The sequence below is a fragment of the Peribacillus sp. 05N428 genome (assembly GCF_056397085.1).
The window spans coordinates 159524-177035 of record NZ_JBFTMS010000008.1; the positions used below are offsets into that span (position 1 = coordinate 159524).

Genomic DNA, 17512 nt, shown 5'->3' on the forward strand with positions numbered 1-17512 from the left:
AAGCCGATGTCCCCTTCAGGGCCATCGAGCTTTTTTTGAAAAGTTTTTATTACCTTTTATTAAGCGATTGACTTCTATCCAGGTCATGATGCAATTGTGCTGCCGGAACCTTAGGGTTAGGAATCTGTCCTTTTGCAACTGGTTCAGCTACATAAACAAAATCTCCCGTACCATCTGGGGCGCTTCCTTTTGCCCACAGGCCGTCTGCCGATTCATTACCTTCCGACAAGTTCCAGAATTCGTACGCTTCCGGTTGAGATTCCATTTCCGCTTCCGGTGGGAATGATGCGGGAACAACCACGCCATTTTTTTCTTCAAGTTCTGCAATGGCCGCCATCCATTGATATTGGTGGTAACGATCACGGGCTAACATTTTACGGAAGGTAGCACGTACCCCTTCATCTTTGGTCATATGATATAAACGGGCCACTTGAAGGCGTCCTTGGCTTTCAGCATGCAGATTGGATCGCATGTCCGCTAATAAATTTCCGCTGGCTACGATATAAGATCCGTTCCAAGGCACCCCATTCGAGTTGGTTGGCAGTCCGCCAAGACCGCTTACGAGCAAATGCTGGGGATTGATACCACCCATGATCGCTGCTGTAGCAGGATCTTTTGCGGCTTCTGCTTGATCTTCCGGAGAAGCGCCATCAAGCAATTGACTAATGAGTGAACAAAGCATCTCTACATGTCCAATTTCCTCTGTACCGATATCCATCAGCATATCTTTGTATTTTTCTTCTCCACGACAGTTAAATCCCTGAAAAAGATATTGCATCATGACAGTCATTTCCCCAAACTGTCCACCTAACACTTCCTGAATTTGACGGGCAAGCATCGGATCTGGTCGATCTACCTTAACTTCAAATTGCAATTCTTTTTGATGGCGAAACATATTAACTCCTCCTTTTTTTATATGATGTACGGTTTTTTATTACCCGCCTTTACATGCTTAAAACCATAATTCAGTTATAATGAACAATAATTAGAAGAAATTTACATACCATTAACATTGATGACTGAACTAAAAAGCCAAGGATTTCTTTGTGCTATGAATCCCTCAATAAATAAGATATATAAAAGGTCCATTTACCTGTCTATAACTTTAAAATACAGGGTAAAGTAGAAAGAACCATATATAGGAAAAAGGAGGATGAAAAATGGATTTCAAGCCTCGAAATCAAAGAGATCAATCCATTTCAGAACTACGTTATACTTATTCCGCTCGTAACTTATGGTCCGGTTTTCTATTCGGGATCGGATTGGTTGCTTTCATCGATGAAGCCATCTTTCATCAACTATTACATTGGCACCATTTCTATGACAAGTCCACAACCAGTATCGGGCTTGTCTCGGATGGTTTATTTCATGCTCTAAGCTGGTTCGCAACGGTCGGGTCGTTATTCATGTTCGCTGACCTTCGCCGTCGAAAGGGATTATGGCTGAAAAGGTGGATTGGGGGAGTTTTGCTCGGGGCAGGTTCTTTCCAGTTATATGACGGAATCATCCAGCACAAGCTCATGCGCCTCCATCAAATCCGTTACAATGTCGATATTTTCCCATACGACTTGACTTGGAACATTGCTGCCACAATCATGATCTTGATCGGCATTACCCTCGTCATTCAAACAAGGCGCAGCTTACTTAAAATGAAAGAAGACGCCAGCAATGCACAGTAATGGACATATTCATGATAATGGAACTGGTTTTGAACCGATTTTATTGATGCTACTCATGCTGGTTATAGTGATTTATATCGCAGCTGCCATCATTTCGAACCGCCGCTATAAAAAATGGCCTTTATACCGTACCTTCTTTTGGATTCTTGGCACTCTCTGTGCAGCCTCTGCAATCATAGGCCCAATAGCCAATCGCGCGCATATGGACTTCACGGCGCATATGGTTGGTCATTTACTGCTTGGAATGATTGCACCCATCCTGCTCGTGCTTGCTGCACCCATTACGCTTGCACTGCGAACACTTGAGGTACAATCAGCAAGAAGCCTTTCAAAGGTGTTGAAAAGTTGGCCGCTGCGGTTTTTAAGCAATCCAATCACTGCCGCTGCGCTTAATATTGGAGGGCTTTGGATCCTTTATACGACTGGTCTGTACGGGTTGATGCATCAGAATGCCCTTCTGCATGCATTCGTGCATTTTCACGTGTTCATAGCTGGCTATCTATTCACTGCGTCTATGATTTATATGGACCCTGCCCCCTACAGGTTCAGCTTCTTGTTTCGAGCTATCGTATTTACAGTTTCACTGGCCGGCCATGATATCCTTTCTAAATATATTTTTGCCCACCCGCCAAGCGGAGTCACCAAGGTACAAGCGGAAAATGGCGGAATGTTAATGTACTATGCCGGTGATGCGATTGACGTTGCACTTATATGCATCCTTTGCTATCAATGGTTCAAAGCCACCCGGCCCAAGGGGTCACTAGCCTTGTAGGAAGGCGGTTCCACGATTACTTCGGTAAACTCCTGCGTTTCTGTTTAATCGTCCAACATTTAGCTCATACTAATTTTTGATGAAAAAATTTTTTGATGGAGCTGAATGAAAAATGGAATATGAAGCGAATAATTCTACTGAAAATGCTCTTCGTGATTATAAAGCTGGAATCGGTGTCTTTACGCATAAAATGCCAGATCTTGCTGAGAAATTCAATTCGTTTACGGAAGAGTGCTTTAAAGAAGGTCAATTGTCCAAGAAAGAAAAACAGCTTATCGCACTAGGAATAAGCTTATATTCACAAGATGAATACTGTATTATCTATCATACAAAAGGATGTCTTGATCAAGGCTGTTCCGAACAAGAAATTCTTGAAGCAATTGGTGTGACCGCGGCATTTGGCGGAGGAGCAACCATGAGTCAGGCTGTTACCCTCGTCCAGGAATGCATTCAGGAAATAAATCAGATGAAACAATGATAAAGAAGGGATAGGAGAATCAGTCCTATCCCTTCTTTATGTTCTTAAAAATGCTTTTAATGACTCATGTTGTTGTTATTTCCTTGTGCGGGGGCATACGAATTCATCATTTGCTGCATATCCTGCTGTGCAAGCTGAGGAACTTGGTAATAATGATGTTTGTTTTGATATATCGAAATCTCATAAGCCATTTCAATGCAGTTCGGAACGGAATCTGCAAATACGCGGCGAACCACCGGATTCGTTATTTCAAGCGCTGCCATCGCCTTCATGGATGCTGCAGACTTAACAGCTCCAAGCATCAAGCCTGAAATGCATTCATCCGTAATTTCCGATACGGATTGCAAAGGTTTCTTTGGCTGAGTCGGTGTCAATCCATATATAAAATCGTTACCTTGATTCATTTTGTAGCTCTGAGTCGGTTTAGAAGGATCCTGGCCCGTTTGGAAGCACTCCAATGAAATATTATATTCATCTTGGATGAACTGATATTGACGATCCAGAATGTCGAGTAATTCCTGATCTTGGACATGCTGACGCAAAAGAGTATACGTGTTTAAAGTACCAATCGCTCCCGACAGCACTTCATGTACATCGAATACTTCGTGACCACCGTGATTCAATTGTGGGGGAATGGCACCCGTTTGCATGTTCTGGTGTACTTGACCTTGTTGATTTTGGTTTTGCATTGTATTTCCCTCCTCATTTTATCAATCAAGCGAACACGTTTAGTATGTTAAACCCCAACCGGATTATTCAGTCTAAACTCTTCCAAGAAGACCAATAAGCTGCTGAACCATTTTTTCTGTATAAAAAAACCGTGGCGCTTTAAACTATAAACACTTTATATACATGGGAGGATTTCTAATGACACATCAATGCTTCTATTGTAGTGATGTCACGGAAGAAAAAAAAATCCATGTCGTAACATTTCAAGTTACTGACACGGATAGAAATGAAATGCTCTGTGATGAATGTTATCAAGAATGGCTGCAAGGAATAAAAGGGTAAGCATTAAAAGCCCTCTAACCTTTCCCAAACATCAACGATGCATGCTTGGATGAATTCAGGGTAACTTAAATGCGTTAATGAATTTCAAGGAGGATGGTTATGGGAATTTTAAGCGGAAATCCGAAAGATGAGCCTATGCATTACGGAGAGGTATTTGGAACATGGGCATTTCTAACCACTACAAAAGGGTTGATTGCCTGTCATCAAACCATGCTTAATCATACTGGCGACAAGGACCTGCATAAATTGCTTGTTGAAGTGATCAATCAAGAAAAACAGGAACATGACCAACTTGAATCATTATTAAAATAAAATAACGTAGGACTGCCTCCCTCACCACCTGAAAGGCCTAAAGCTAATTTGGAGGATATTCCCGTCGGGGCACGTCTTCAAGATCCTGAAATCTCCGCTTCAGTATCAATCGATATTAATGCAGGATTAGTTGCTTGCAGCCAAATGATGGGTCAATGCATCCGCGAGGATATTGCACAGATGTTTGCGCAATTCCATACCAACAAAGCTGCATTGGGTGCTGACTTCCTTAGATTGAATAAGGAAAAAGGATGGCTTGTCCCTCCTCCTCTTCATATTAATAAAACAAGTATGTAAATAGTAATGAAAGATCCCCTTAATCATGTTTTGTGATTGAATGTCCAACATGATTAAGGGAGTCATTCCATAAGGACGATTATGGAATCATTACCATTGCAGACTTTCGATCAAGTGGCACTTTGTACATTGTTGACTATAATCATTTTTCACAAATTCATGGTTACAATTCTCCCGAAAAATGTTCAGCTCCCTTTTCAGCTGCTCCAATTGAGTTTCCAACTGTTTCATTTCAACTTTTATCTGGATTACCCGATTCATCGAATTCTCCCTCTCGTCGGAATCATTGATAGATTTCCCCATCCGTTTTCCTAAATTCATTCGCTTTTTCTTTAAGCCCTTCATCGATTACCGACTCAAAACCCAGACCCTTTTCCTTCGCCAAATCACGAATGTCCTGAGAGATTCTCATACTGCAGAATTTCGGTCCGCACATTGAACAGAAATGGGCTGTTTTGGCCCCTTCTGCCGGAAGAGTTTCATCGTGATACTCAACCGCCCTTTCAGGATCAAGGGAAAGATTGAATTGATCTCTCCAACGGAATTCGAATCTAGCCTTCGAAAGGGCATCATCCCGTTTTCTTGCCTGCGGATGGCCTTTTGCAAGATCAGCTGCGTGTGCTGCAATTTTATAAGTAATGACCCCTACCCGAACATCCTCTTTATTCGGCAGTCCCAAATGCTCTTTCGGTGTCACATAGCAAAGCATGGCAGTTCCAAACCATCCAATCATGGCAGCACCAATCGCAGAAGTGATATGGTCGTATCCAGGAGCTATATCCGTCGTCAATGGTCCCAGGGTATAGAATGGTGCTTCTTGACAGACTTCCAGCTGCTTATCCATATTTTCTTTAATCAAATGCATCGGTACGTGGCCGGGTCCCTCCACCATGACTTGAACGTCGTGCTTCCAAGCAATCTTCGTCAATTCCCCAAGTGTTTCCAATTCCGCAAATTGTGCCTCATCGTTTGCATCTGCAATGGATCCCGGACGGAGACCGTCACCTAATGAGAAAGAAACATCATACGTCTTCATGATTTCACAAATCTCTTCAAAGTGTGTATAGAGAAAACTTTCTTGGTGGTGGGCCAAGCACCATTGTGCCATGATGGAGCCTCCCCGGGAAACAATACCCGTAACTCGCTTTGCTGTCATGGGGATGTATCGCAAAAGTACACCAGCGTGTATGGTGAAGTAATCGACACCTTGCTCAGCCTGCTCGATTAATGTATCCCGGAAAACTTCCCAATTTAAATCTTCCGCGACCCCATTCACTTTTTCCAATGCTTGATATATCGGAACCGTCCCAACCGGCACAGGTGAATTCCTGATAATCCATTCCCGCGTCGTGTGAATATTCTTTCCTGTGGAAAGATCCATTATGTTGTCTGCACCCCATCGTGTAGCCCAAGTCATTTTCTCCACTTCAGCTTCGATCGATGAACTGACAGCTGAATTTCCTATATTCGCATTTATCTTCACGTGAAAATTACGTCCGATGATCATGGGCTCACTTTCAGGATGGTTAATATTTGCCGGAATGATTGCCCGCCCGCTAGCTACCTCTTCCCTTACAAACTCAGGGGCTACATTTTCCCTGATCGAAATGAACTCCATTTCTGGAGTAATGATCCCTTTGCGGGCATAATGGAGCTGGGTTACGTTTTTCCCTTTCACCGCACGCAATGGTTTTCTTTTCAATCCCGGAAAAACTTCGGCATTGGATTGTGACTCCACTTTTCTATATCCGTTATCTTCAGGCTTTATTTCACGCCCTTCATACTCTTCAACATCTTCCCGTTCCAGAACCCAGCTGCGTCTAATCGGGGCAAGGCCTTTATGAATATCAATCGGATATTCTGAATCCGTATAGAAGCCGCTTGTATCATATACACGTAAAGGCGGATTCTCCTCTTCGCCGAATGCCCCTGTTGTCGGACTTAGCTCAATTTCACGCATAGGTACTTTAATATCGGGTCTAGATCCCTCAACATACACTTTTTTACTCCCGGCAAAACTGGACATAATTGAAACGTTCATGTCATTTACTGAATTACTCTTCATGATTTCATTTCTCCTTTTTAAGTTCATTTAAAAAGGACAAAATCCAATCCATTTCGCACGAAAAAGCCAGGTCTCATATTTAAGACCCGGCTAACGTTAGTATGACTACAGAAATGACCGATTGAAATGTCATCGTTTAGTAGATTCTAACTTCCCCACGCTGGTATGAACCAGATCAGGTCCTGAGGGTTAAGAAGCTTAAGCGCTTCTCTCTCAGCCCAACTTTTATTGGACACCCCTAGTCTGAATAATTTAATTGATTACAGGGTAACTATATCTCACCCTTTTCATTCTGTAAATAATTTGAAAGACCTAATATTTTCTCTGCAATCATTTAAAATTTGTTATTTGGAGGAGGACCGCCAATTAATTCCCCAGGCTCTCAAGGATAGGGAAAAGCTCCTCTAAATGCTTGATTTCATAGGTTGGAAGCACTTCATTCCGTTCCTTATCATGGCGATTTATCCAAACCGACTTTATGCCTACCCGTGATGCTCCAAGGATATCGGTCATTAAATTATCGCCGACCATCAATACTTCATCCTTATCAAGCTCCATGATTTCCAAAGCGTGCTCAAAAATGGAGGCATCCGGTTTACCTCGTCCAAATGCGCCTGAAATCACGATTTGGTCGAAATAAGGAACCAGTTCAGGCGTTATTTCAAGTTTGGTATTTTGCAGTTCAGGAGATCCGTTCGTTAGCAATAGCAATTTGTACTTCCCTTTTAATTCATCCAGAACACGGAATGTTTCTTCATAGATAAATGGCTTTTTGCGTCTTTCGGCCGGGAAACGTTCTGCCAGTTCAAGCCCAAATTCCGGGTCATCGATCCCTAATGCCTTCAAGCCCCTCGTCCACGCTTCTTTCCGATAAGCCGGTGCAATCCCGGCCATCTTCCGGAATTCATCATGATCATCCTGAAAATTCCCCCATAGTCCCTCAAATGGGTTGATTCCGATCATTTGAGTGAATGCATATGTATCGTAAGAAGAATAAAGATCACGCGCTTCCTTCCGCACCGCTTCTTCAAACTCGTCGACATTCAGACCATATTTCTCCTTGGCAACTTCGCATGTGGCCACAAAAGCTTCTTTTACACTTTTCTGATCCCATAGTAATGTATCATCTAAATCAAAAAAAACTGCCTTCAGCAAAATGTCCACCCCTCTTTCCCCAATATTGAATTCGTAAAAATTACACTATTACAATAATAAACCACAACCAATAAAAAAAGAATAACTATTCGGAAAATGCCTGCCTCTTTCTTCGCAAAATGGCTTACCTTTTCCGGTGGGAACCATATATTCATTTCCCTTTTCCGCTTTCAAATATATACAATTTTCCATTACTGGCAATCTTGAACTTTGGACCGGTGAACCCCCGTCGGATCAGCTCTTTCCTCATATATACCATGAGGGCGGCATGACTCACGATCAGAACATTCCTTTCCCCCTTTGCAAAGACTTCATCCAATACTTTATTGATTCTTTGCTCTGCAATCTTAATTTCCGCCCTTGTCTGCTTGTTGATCACCGAGCAGCAGCGAATCCAGATGGCCCAAAGGATGAACGGCAGCTTAATCCTTCCTCTCAAAGGGGGCGAAGGTATTTCCCGCAGCTCCTCCATCCGATGAACCGTGCCTGGATAGATGTGTTCCGCTGTCTTGACGGCTCTCGACATATCACTGCAATAACATTCCTGCCATTCCTCCACGCCAAATAAAGTCGTTCCATAAATAATATCCGCTGCATCATAGTCCACAAACCATTGCTTCATATCATCCGCCGTCACAGATTTCCCAGTAGGAAATTCATGTGCCACCTTAAAATGCCGTACCAAACCAATTTTCATATATTCTCCTTTTTATCTTTTAAAATATTCGTTTCTATTTCTTATAAAAGCCCTTAACAATATATTAACCTATGTAAAGCAATATAATAAATGCAAGTTGAAACCATTAAAACCTGGTCAAAGGTTCTCACAGATTGTGTCACTGCAAGCATTTAATTATCATAAGGAAAAATATCATGGCCATATGTAAAAAAGAGAAAGCATATCGCCTTCTCCTTTCGTTTAATCTATGAATTGGAGTTCTGTTATCGTACATCTTTTCCTGAATTTATATTTCCCGCTCAAATCACTGAATTGATAATCATTTAGGGATTTCCCCAGTTGTTCCTTTAGTTTATCCGCCGTGATGGATTCCTCAACTGTCTCTTTCCAATTTTCATTTCCCATTATCTCTTCGAACGGAATGGTAGTCAGGATTTCATCATATATCTGGATGCTTTGATCGATGCCAAAGCTGCCATAGATACTGCCATTTTCATCGGCAAAGATATGCTCCGATTCCAATTCTTCCACCAATACTTCCAGATATCCCTTTGCCTTAACAGGCTTGATGGCTATCTCTGCTTCTGCCTTTACAGGTCCCAATCTCTTATCGATGATCTCTATCGTCAATTTAACGTGAACGGGCGGATAACCAAACCCTTCACAAAGTTCTGCTGCCGAGTTATATACCATCTGAACATCCTCCTTTTGTCACTATCATTATATAATATAAATACTCCATTCCCTTACCAAAAACCCTTATTCAAGATCACTCGGCACTGCATCTCTCCATCATCATCGGAAGGGTCAATCGTCACTTTCTCGGAATCCCCTTTAAACGGCATCATAGTAAAAAAAAACAGTGTAACCCTGATTTCCTCAGTTCACGGGTATGATGAGCATTTATCACGCGTCATTTATACGTTTATCGATCATGCACCATACACTTTGATCTATTTATGAACTCAACTAAAAAATCCAATGCAGCTCAGGGGCATTGGATTTTTATAGCTTCACATTATGGCTTTAGCACCACTTTAATACATTCATCTTCATGATCGTTAAAGATTTGATAAGCCTCACTCGCTTTTTCGAGAGGGACTTTATGGGATATGATTTCCGTAGGGTCGATCTCTCCAGCCGTAATTTTATCAAAAAGTTTGGGCATGTAGTGAATGACCGGTGCTTGTCCCATTTTCAGGTTAATGTTCCGCTCAAATAAATCGCCTAATGGGAACATATTATATTTCGATCCGTATACGCCAGTCAATTGGATCGTGCCGAATTTACGTACGGCGTTAAGGGCAATCTCAATCGCACTTAACGTTCCACCCTGAAGTTTCAGCTTTTGCTCAATCGCCTCTATCGTCGATTTCTTCCCATCCATTCCAACACAATCTATGACCACATCGGCCCCGCCTGAAGTGATTTCCTTAATGTAGCTGCCCATATCGTTATATTCATCGAAGTTATACGCCTCTACCTTATTCATCTGTTTAGCCTTATTGAGTCTATAAGGTAGATTATCGATGGCGATGACCCTTTTTGCTCCTTTCATCCAAGCGAACTTCTGAACCATCAAGCCAATCGGCCCACAGCCCAATACCGCTACCGTATCATCTTTATTGACGCCAGCGTTCTCTACACTCCAATATGCGGTTGGCAGCACATCGGACATGAACAAAAGCGCCTCATCTTCTAGTTCACATGACTCTGGGATGACAAACGGCATGAAGTTTCCATATGGTACCCTTAAATATTCTGCCTGCCCGCCTGGATAGTTCCCATATCGTTCCGTAAAACCAAAGTACCCGCCTGTATCCACCGCTTCATTAGGGTTGGAATTATCACATTGACTCTCCATATCATGTTCACAATAATAACAGTGCCCGCAAGAAATGTTGAAAGGCAGGACAACCCTGTCCCCTTTTTTCACCTTTGTCACTTCCGGACCCACTTCTTCTATGATGCCCATCGGTTCATGGCCAATGACATAATCTTTATGCGTCGGCAAAGCACCCTGATATATATGGAGGTCGGACCCGCATATAGCTGTTGAAGTCACTCGGACGATGATATCATCCTTTTGCTGAAGTTTCGGATCTTCAACTTGTTTTACTTGTATATCTTTTGCTCCTTGAAAAGTTACAGCCTTCATAATCTACCTCCTAAAATATTCTTGATTTATTTTATATACCCATCCGAAAGACCACTAAGCCTATGGACATCTAATTTCCCCAAGAATTAATCGCCCATTATGCTGCACCAGGATGACAAAAAAAAAGCCCCGGAAACCGGAACTCACATTTGAAACCATTTATTTAGTAACTTTATTTCCATTATCTTTGTGTTTATACTCACTTAGTACCTCGTTGAACACATCCGGATAATTCGTAAACAGCCCCGTTGCACCCCACTCAAGCGCCTTTTTCATATCGGCTCTTTCATTTACTGTATATGGATGGAATTGGAGGTCATGGTTTCGAACCATCTTCACATATTGTCCGTCAACTTTACTGAAGTTCGGGCCAACGCCAACTGCATATTCCTTTATGGATTCCAATTCTTCATCGGAAATGGTTGCTTGGTTCTTGTAAGAAAAAAGTTGCACAAGAGGTAACTTTGGATTCAAGTCATGAACCTTCATAAGGCTTTCTTTACTGAACGATTGTATTAATACATTCTTTGTACGGCCCTTGGAATCCACCATTTTATATTCTTCCAGAACCTGCAGAAGTTCTTCTTCCATCCCTGGATACACATCAGGGGACTTTGTTTCGATATAGTAATTGGCCTTCTTTCCAAACTTCTTAAAGACTTCTTCAAGAGTAGGAACCTTTAACCCTTCATATACCTCTTTTGCCAATTGTGGATATTTTTCATTGAACCAAGTACCAGCGTCCAGTTTCTTAATTTCTGCCAGCGTTAAATCCTTCACAAGGCCAGTACCATTCGTTGTACGATCCACTTTTTCATCATGCATTGCTACCAATCTACCATCTTTGGTCATTTGCAGATCGATTTCTATGTAGTCGCCTTTCATTTGTTCTCCCATTTGATAAGCAGGAATGGTATGTTCAGGTGCATAACCAGAAGCTCCCCTATGTGCGACATTCACAATTTTCTTCTCATAAATAGATGAATTGGAATGATTTCCATTTGCAGCGGAGGCCCCCATTGAAGTAGCCTGCAATATAAAGGCCGCACTCATCATACAAAAACCGAATTTCTTTAGATTCGTTTTCATTTCCCTCTCTCCCTCCTATTATTACCATTATTTTAAAAGGGGAATGTGAATCTACAGCGAATATAATGTAAAGAAATAATATAGTAGTTAAAATGGTTAAAATAACCTATCAAAAACAGGGCATTCATGCAGTTCGTTCTACCCAACCAAAAAGTTGAATGAAAATTTTATTGTAATGATAAGAAGTCTCCCAAAGCCTCTTTTTCTAAAAAAATCGTAAATGAATAATGTGCTATATATGGGTAATGGTAATCCATGAAAATATAAAATGTTTCTTAGCATGTACATATTGAAATAGTAGGAAAAAAACGGTCATCCAAATGAGTATAACTAAATATTTCCAAACCCTTAACTCCTTACTCCGCTTTTATGCAAGTCATGCTTCTTATTCAAACAATTTAAGTCTTCCATATCTAAATTCCAGACTTTTGGGGTCCTGATAGGATGTTTTCCTCAAACCCTTCACCTTTCCATAATATAGATAGAAAGGTTATCGATGACAAAATCTATCTTTTTCTGATTTACAAAAAACTAGTATCATATTACTATTAAGCAAACAGAATATTAATACTAAGGGGAATTATGTTAAAAAATTATCAATATTATCAAAACAAACACCGATTTATACTGAAGGCTTTCATGGCAATGATATCCTTTTTACTATTAGTTGGGATTTCTGTATCACCTATAAGTTGGAAAGATAATCCCTACGAGATGACATTACAGGTCATTTTAATATCGGGGATGATAATTTCTCTGTTATTTTTCTTAAAAACAGAAGTCAATTTTTATAAAACCCTATTCATTTTCTTAATTACTGTTTATTTTTATAGCAAATTTTGGATATTCCCGGATACTGCCATCATGCTGGCCTTATTTGCTATAGCACCCTTGTTTCCCATTTTTCTCTTTGATAAAATCGGTTTTTATATTGTGGCCACTTTAAATATCATATTAGGTCCCGCTTCCATCTTGATCATTTCAAAAACGGATCTTCAACACACTTATGAATATGTCGCTTTGGATAGTTTCGGCAACACGCTTAATTTCATCGCTATACAAATCATATTGGCATTCGTATTCATAGGAACCAATAATAGGATGGAATCCAATAATGCATTTCATAAGGAAATACAGCAGGCCAAGCAATTGAACTCAGTCGGACAGCTAGCTGCCACCATTGCACATGAGATACGTAATCCGATTACAGTCGTTAAAGGGTTTGCCCAGCTATTAGATCAAGAGAAGGAACTGAATGAAACGGAAAAATTTTATGTACAGACCATGCTTACGGAACTTGAATATACACAAGTGATTATCAATGACTATTTGTCTTTAGCAAAACCGCAAACGGATAATGTACAGGTCATTCCTTTAAATGATGAAATCCAAAAGATTTCCGACCTATTAACCAGTTTTGCCAATAATCGCAACATCGGCTTTCTTCTCGATTTCCGTGACGACCTGCACATTAACATGAATCCCATCGAGCTTAAACAGATACTGGTCAATATCATGAAAAATGGTATTGAGTCAATGAACAAACCCGGATTCATCAAGGTTGAAACAGAGCAGGAACGCACTATGGCAAAAATACGAATAACGGATACAGGAATAGGCCTATCAAAAGAACAGCTTGAAATACTCGGCACCCCATTTTACTCGCTTAAAGATAGGGGAACCGGTATCGGTCTGACCGTTTGTTATTCCATCGTTCAAAAATACAAAGGGAAAATCGTGGTACAGAGCGAAGTGAACAAAGGAACATCGTTCACCATTTATTTGCCCTTATATAAAGAAATAGATTAAACATACATACCTAATAAGAAAAAGGATGACCACCCATCACCGGGCGGTCATCCTTTTTCAATTAGGCTTTAAAACTATCTTGCCATTTCAGCAAATGATTTTCTAAAAAGCGGACAAATGAGTCTGAGATTTTACCAGCAAGGGCAAAAATGATGATGCCTACGAATACGACGTCCGTTTGCATGAATGAACGGGCATCCTGGATCATGAAGCCCACCCCTCTATCCGCACCGAGCAATTCAGCGACGACCAGGCACATCCAAGCCGCACTTAAGGCTAAACGGATACCAAGTAATATGTTAGGCAATGCTGCCGGAATCATGAGCTTCGTTATTTGTTCCCGACGGCTAAACTCCAAGATTAGGGCAACATCGTAGAGTTTTTTATCCACATTTCGAAGACCCAAAAAAGTTTGTAGATATAGAGGAAAAAAAGCACCTAAAGCAATAAGCAGCACTTTGGATAGTTCACCAAACCCGAACCACATAATGAATAAAGGCGTGATCGCGAGTAAAGGAACCGTTCGTAACATTTGAATGCTTGGGTTAAGATACTCTTCGGATTTTTTTTGCATCCCAACGATGACCCCTAGCAATAAGCCTAAAAAACCACCTAAGGCAAAGCCAAGAAAAGCCCGCGTTAAGCTGATTTGTAAATGCATGCCCATTTCCCCCGACTGGACGAGATCAATGAACGTCATGACGATCAATAAAGGGGATGAGAACAATTGGGCAGGCAGGATGCCAACCGAACCTAATGCTTGCCATGCAATCAACACGACAACGGGAAGGACCGAACCCCGCAATGCCGATTTGGCAAGTTTGGATTGTTTTGTCGTTTCCCTTATGACAAGGTGCTTGTTTTGTGCAACGGTCTGTGTAGACATAATTTTCATCCTTCCTTTTTCAAAAATTCAATTAAATGCTCCAATCTTCCACCTCTACTGGATGATGTTCAAGTTGGGTTAATATGACGGACCTGAATTCCTGGAACGTTTTGCTTGTTCGGGTTCTTGGGTATGGCAAATCAATCGGAACGATAGCTTTAATCCGTCCAGGCTTTGCATCCATGACGACCACCTTCCTCGATAAAAAGATGGATTCATCAATATCATGGGTGACAAGCACCATCGTTGTCTTATTCCTCTCCCATATTTCTAGTAAAGCCTCTTGAAGATGCGTTCGCGTGAATGCATCCAATGCACCGAATGGCTCATCCAGCAATAAAACTTCAGGATTACGCAATAAGGCCCTGGCAATGGCAACACGCTGCGACATTCCTCCGGATAATTGGCGTGGATACGCCTTCTCAAAACCTTTAAGTTTGACAAGTGAAATCAAATCATCCACCCTTTTTCGAATGTCCGGTTTCTTTAATGGAAGGTTACCTGCAATATTCTTCTCCACGTTTAGCCATGGAAATAAGCGATGCTCCTGAAAAATGAAACCACGGTCTTTAGAAGGTCCGCTAACCGAAAGATCCCCTGCCATGATCGTGCCATCAAAGTCTGAATCAAGTCCTGCGATCAACTTTAATAATGTGCTTTTCCCGCAGCCGCTCGGACCAATGATGGTAACGAACTCACCATTGTTGACGGTCAGATTTAAATGATCCAAAACATGGACACTTCCATTCTCATTCTTAAATGTTTTGCTTACTTGATTAATTTCTAATGTCGCAACCAATCCCCTCACCCTTTCTCAAATAAAAAAATAGAGATCCAGCAATAAGGCACAAATTGTCCCTTTGCTGAATCTCTAGTTAACTAGTCGATTCAATATTTCATTTTATATTAACTTATCGATTATTTATAATCAACACTTAATACCAATTTATTTTATCGGATTAATCGTAAAAAAATAATTGACAGATAATTCTAACAGCTGTTAAGATGCATTCATACACAAATCCGCTTCACACTGGAGCCAATTAAATAAAGGTCATGTGAATCAACTGGACTACCGGAGATTCAATGAAGAGTAACCAAGCAAACTCTTCGTTGAATCTCTTTTTTGTCATTAATCTGACTATCCAGATGTGTATAGCTGTAAAAAAGGAGGGAATTCATGAAGGAATATCGTAAACATCTAACCGCAGTACTACTTGCCTTCATTAGCATCGCTGTATTGGCAGGCTGTAATTCCGATGCCAGCAAAGCTTCCGGGAAAAGTGATCCACTGAAAGTTCATATTGCCTTAAATGGCAAAATGGGACCATTGGTCATTGCAAAGGAAAAGGGATTGTTCAACGAAGAGTTTTCTAAACTGGATGCCCAAATCGAGTGGAGTGAATTCCAGAGTGGTCCCCCGCTTTTGGAATCCCTTGCTTCCAATCGGGTTGATCTGTCTTTTTTAGGGGATGGTGCACTGATTGCCGGCATTGATAAGAATCTGCCATTCGAAGTGATTGCCCAAACAGGCCGGGGTGAGTCATCTGTTCGGATTCTGGCTCAAGCGAAAGGTAACATAAAGCAGATTGAAGACTTAAAGGGGAAAACGGTCGGTGTTGCTTCGGGGACAACGGGGCATGTGTATTTAATCAAGGCGTTGAAAGCCCATGGTTTAACGACTGATGACATTAAACTCATCAATTTGCAACCAGATGATGCTCAAGCGGCTTTTGAAACCAAAAAATTGGACGCCTGGGCAATATGGAACCCCTATTACCTTAATAATATTGAAAAAGGGAATGCTGTCGCACTTAAAGTAAAAGGAAAAATATTAGCTCCTGGTGCAATCATTGCACGTAACGGCTTTGCCGAAGAGCATCCTGAAATTGTCGAGGCCTATTTAAAGGTTTATAAAAAAGCTGCCGATTGGCAAATTGAGAATCCAGATGAAGCATCTGAAATTTATTCGAAAGAAACTAAATTGCCTGTGAGCACGGTAAAGACAATAATAACGGCCGAAGAACCAAATATCTTCTTTACCGAAGATGCCATCAAAGCACAACAAGAATCCATCGATACTTTAGCTGGTGTGGGTTATATCAAGAAATCATTTAATTTTAAAAATCACATCAACAATGAATACATTGATGAAGCCTTTAAATAATAAAAAAACTAACCATACAGGAGGAGATTGATTATGACGGAAACTAAAACACAACAATTGAAAGTGATACCGGTAGCAGGAAGGATTGGAGCGGAAATTCAAGGAGTGCAATTAAGCGGGGACTTGGATTTACCTATTTTCAATGAAATCAAACAAGCGTTAAACGATCATAAAGTCATATTCTTCAAAGGTCAAAATCATTTGGACGATGCCAGCCAAGAAGCATTTGCCAAACTATTGGGTGAACCTTATGCACATCCTACAGTACCGGTCAAAGACAATACTAACTATATTTTCGAGCTTGACTCCGAACGCGGTGCTAAAGCAAACCATTGGCACACTGATGTCACTTTCGTTCCAGAGGTTCCTAAATACTCTGTTTTAAGAGGGGTAACCATCCCTGATGTCGGCGGAGATACAGTTTGGGCCAATACGAATGAAGCATATGAGGACCTGCCGGATGGATTGAAGAAATTAGCGGACGGACTATGGGCAATCCATACAAATGAATATGATTATGCTCAATTCAAACCAGCCGAAAACATTGATGATGAGGTTAAAAAGAAGTATCGTGATATATTCGAATCGACCATTTATAAAACAAGGCACCCAGTCGTTCATGTGCACGCCGAAACCGGAAAAAGGCATTTGTTATTAGGTGGCTTTGCTGGTAGAGTGGAAGGCTATACAACAAGTGAATCCGAAAGATTATTAAGCATCTTCGATTCATACGTCACGCGCTTAGAAAATACCGTGCGTTGGCAATGGAGTGAAGGCGACGTGGCCATTTGGGATAACCTAGCCACGCAGCATTACGCTATTGCCGATTACGGGGACCAGCACCGCGTCGTTCGCAGGGTCACAGTAGGAAAAGACGTTCCCGTAAACAAGGAGAACGAGTCCAGCAGACTAATTATTAAGAAATAAAACTCCTGTATCGAAGGTAAGCTTCCAT

The 17512-nt window shown here is 41.2% G+C and carries 18 protein-coding genes, 1 pseudogene and 1 riboswitch; of the genes and pseudogenes, 8 read left to right on the plus strand and 11 right to left on the minus strand.

Annotation, left to right across the window (positions count from 1 at the left end; translation table 11 throughout):
- Window positions 1-49: 49 nt before the first annotated feature.
- Window positions 50-895, minus strand: a complete 846-nt coding sequence (locus AC1DIV_RS10725; protein WP_239860326.1) for a manganese catalase — start codon at window positions 893-895, stop codon at window positions 50-52.
- A 265-nt stretch (window positions 896-1160) separates the two neighbouring features.
- Here AC1DIV_RS10725 and AC1DIV_RS10730 point away from each other — a divergent pair, with 265 nt between their 5' ends.
- The 3 genes from AC1DIV_RS10730 to AC1DIV_RS10740 all read left to right on the plus strand — a co-directional run bounded on the left by AC1DIV_RS10730 (window position 1161) and on the right by AC1DIV_RS10740 (window position 2929).
- Window positions 1161-1679 (plus strand): DUF2243 domain-containing protein, encoded by a 519-nt coding sequence (locus tag AC1DIV_RS10730; protein ID WP_063596621.1) that lies wholly within the window; start codon window positions 1161-1163, stop codon window positions 1677-1679.
- Window positions 1669-2451, plus strand: coding sequence for a cytochrome c oxidase assembly protein (locus AC1DIV_RS10735; RefSeq protein WP_477576357.1), 783 nt, complete (start codon window positions 1669-1671; stop codon window positions 2449-2451). Before AC1DIV_RS10730 ends, AC1DIV_RS10735 begins: the two co-directional genes overlap by 11 nt.
- A gap of 112 nt (window positions 2452-2563) precedes the next feature.
- Window positions 2564-2929, plus strand: coding sequence for a carboxymuconolactone decarboxylase family protein (locus AC1DIV_RS10740; protein WP_034305272.1), 366 nt, complete (start codon window positions 2564-2566; stop codon window positions 2927-2929).
- 56 nt (window positions 2930-2985) lie between these two features.
- On the opposite strand, the gene AC1DIV_RS10745 is transcribed toward AC1DIV_RS10740, so the two are convergent.
- Window positions 2986-3618 (minus strand): spore coat protein, encoded by a 633-nt coding sequence (locus AC1DIV_RS10745; RefSeq protein ID WP_323598951.1) that lies wholly within the window; start codon window positions 3616-3618, stop codon window positions 2986-2988.
- Between the two features lie 178 nt (window positions 3619-3796).
- Between AC1DIV_RS10745 and AC1DIV_RS10750 the strand changes: the two genes are divergently transcribed.
- Together AC1DIV_RS10750 and AC1DIV_RS10755 are read left to right on the plus strand one after the other, a co-directional pair.
- A complete protein-coding gene (locus AC1DIV_RS10750; RefSeq protein ID WP_174878762.1) occupies window positions 3797-3940 on the plus strand; it encodes a hypothetical protein in 144 nt (47 codons plus the stop codon).
- Window positions 3941-4039: 99 nt separating this feature from the next.
- Window positions 4040-4549 (plus strand): annotated as a pseudogene (locus AC1DIV_RS10755) (DUF3231 family protein).
- A 90-nt stretch (window positions 4550-4639) separates the two neighbouring features.
- Here AC1DIV_RS10755 and AC1DIV_RS10760 read toward each other — a convergent pair.
- The 7 genes from AC1DIV_RS10760 to AC1DIV_RS10790 form a co-directional block, all read right to left on the minus strand.
- Window positions 4640-4810, minus strand: coding sequence for a hypothetical protein (locus AC1DIV_RS10760; protein WP_153246124.1), 171 nt, complete (start codon window positions 4808-4810; stop codon window positions 4640-4642).
- Window positions 4811-4832: 22 nt separating this feature from the next.
- Entirely contained in the window at window positions 4833-6614 is a 1782-nt protein-coding gene (gene thiC / locus AC1DIV_RS10765) for a phosphomethylpyrimidine synthase ThiC (protein ID WP_048684249.1), read from the minus strand.
- A gap of 135 nt (window positions 6615-6749) precedes the next feature.
- Window positions 6750-6864, minus strand: a riboswitch (TPP riboswitch).
- Between the two features lie 116 nt (window positions 6865-6980).
- On the minus strand, window positions 6981-7769 hold the full coding sequence (locus AC1DIV_RS10770) for an HAD family hydrolase (protein ID WP_054400534.1): 789 nt from the start codon (window positions 7767-7769) through the stop codon (window positions 6981-6983).
- 151 nt (window positions 7770-7920) lie between these two features.
- Entirely contained in the window at window positions 7921-8466 is a 546-nt protein-coding gene (locus AC1DIV_RS10775; RefSeq protein ID WP_340874530.1) for a histidine phosphatase family protein, read from the minus strand.
- A gap of 222 nt (window positions 8467-8688) precedes the next feature.
- Window positions 8689-9141 carry a hypothetical protein gene (locus tag AC1DIV_RS10780; RefSeq protein ID WP_336865347.1) on the minus strand — a complete coding sequence of 151 codons (453 nt, stop codon included), beginning with the start codon at window positions 9139-9141 and terminating at the stop codon, window positions 8689-8691.
- Window positions 9142-9466: 325 nt separating this feature from the next.
- A complete protein-coding gene (locus tag AC1DIV_RS10785) occupies window positions 9467-10606 on the minus strand; it encodes a zinc-dependent alcohol dehydrogenase (RefSeq protein ID WP_336865345.1) in 1140 nt (379 codons plus the stop codon).
- Window positions 10607-10765: 159 nt separating this feature from the next.
- Window positions 10766-11695 (minus strand): glycerophosphodiester phosphodiesterase, encoded by a 930-nt coding sequence (locus AC1DIV_RS10790; RefSeq protein ID WP_421161709.1) that lies wholly within the window; start codon window positions 11693-11695, stop codon window positions 10766-10768.
- Between the two features lie 639 nt (window positions 11696-12334).
- Between AC1DIV_RS10790 and AC1DIV_RS10795 the strand changes: the two genes are divergently transcribed.
- Window positions 12335-13504 carry a HAMP domain-containing sensor histidine kinase gene (locus tag AC1DIV_RS10795; protein WP_323598957.1) on the plus strand — a complete coding sequence of 390 codons (1170 nt, stop codon included), beginning with the start codon at window positions 12335-12337 and terminating at the stop codon, window positions 13502-13504.
- 61 nt (window positions 13505-13565) lie between these two features.
- Here the strand turns inward: AC1DIV_RS10795 and AC1DIV_RS10800 are convergent, their stop codons facing one another.
- Together AC1DIV_RS10800 and AC1DIV_RS10805 are read right to left on the minus strand one after the other, a co-directional pair.
- The gene (locus AC1DIV_RS10800) at window positions 13566-14399 is read right to left on the minus strand and encodes an ABC transporter permease (protein ID WP_048684234.1); all 834 of its coding nucleotides are present in this window, start codon (window positions 14397-14399) and stop codon (window positions 13566-13568) included.
- A 22-nt stretch (window positions 14400-14421) separates the two neighbouring features.
- A complete protein-coding gene (locus AC1DIV_RS10805; protein WP_477576359.1) occupies window positions 14422-15189 on the minus strand; it encodes an ABC transporter ATP-binding protein in 768 nt (255 codons plus the stop codon).
- Window positions 15190-15570: 381 nt separating this feature from the next.
- On the opposite strand from AC1DIV_RS10805, the gene AC1DIV_RS10810 reads away from it, so the two are divergent.
- Both AC1DIV_RS10810 and AC1DIV_RS10815 read left to right on the plus strand, forming a co-directional pair.
- Entirely contained in the window at window positions 15571-16557 is a 987-nt protein-coding gene (locus AC1DIV_RS10810; RefSeq protein ID WP_340874519.1) for an ABC transporter substrate-binding protein, read from the plus strand.
- A 33-nt stretch (window positions 16558-16590) separates the two neighbouring features.
- Window positions 16591-17484, plus strand: a complete 894-nt coding sequence (locus AC1DIV_RS10815; protein ID WP_323598960.1) for a TauD/TfdA dioxygenase family protein — start codon at window positions 16591-16593, stop codon at window positions 17482-17484.
- Window positions 17485-17512 lie beyond the last annotated feature (28 nt).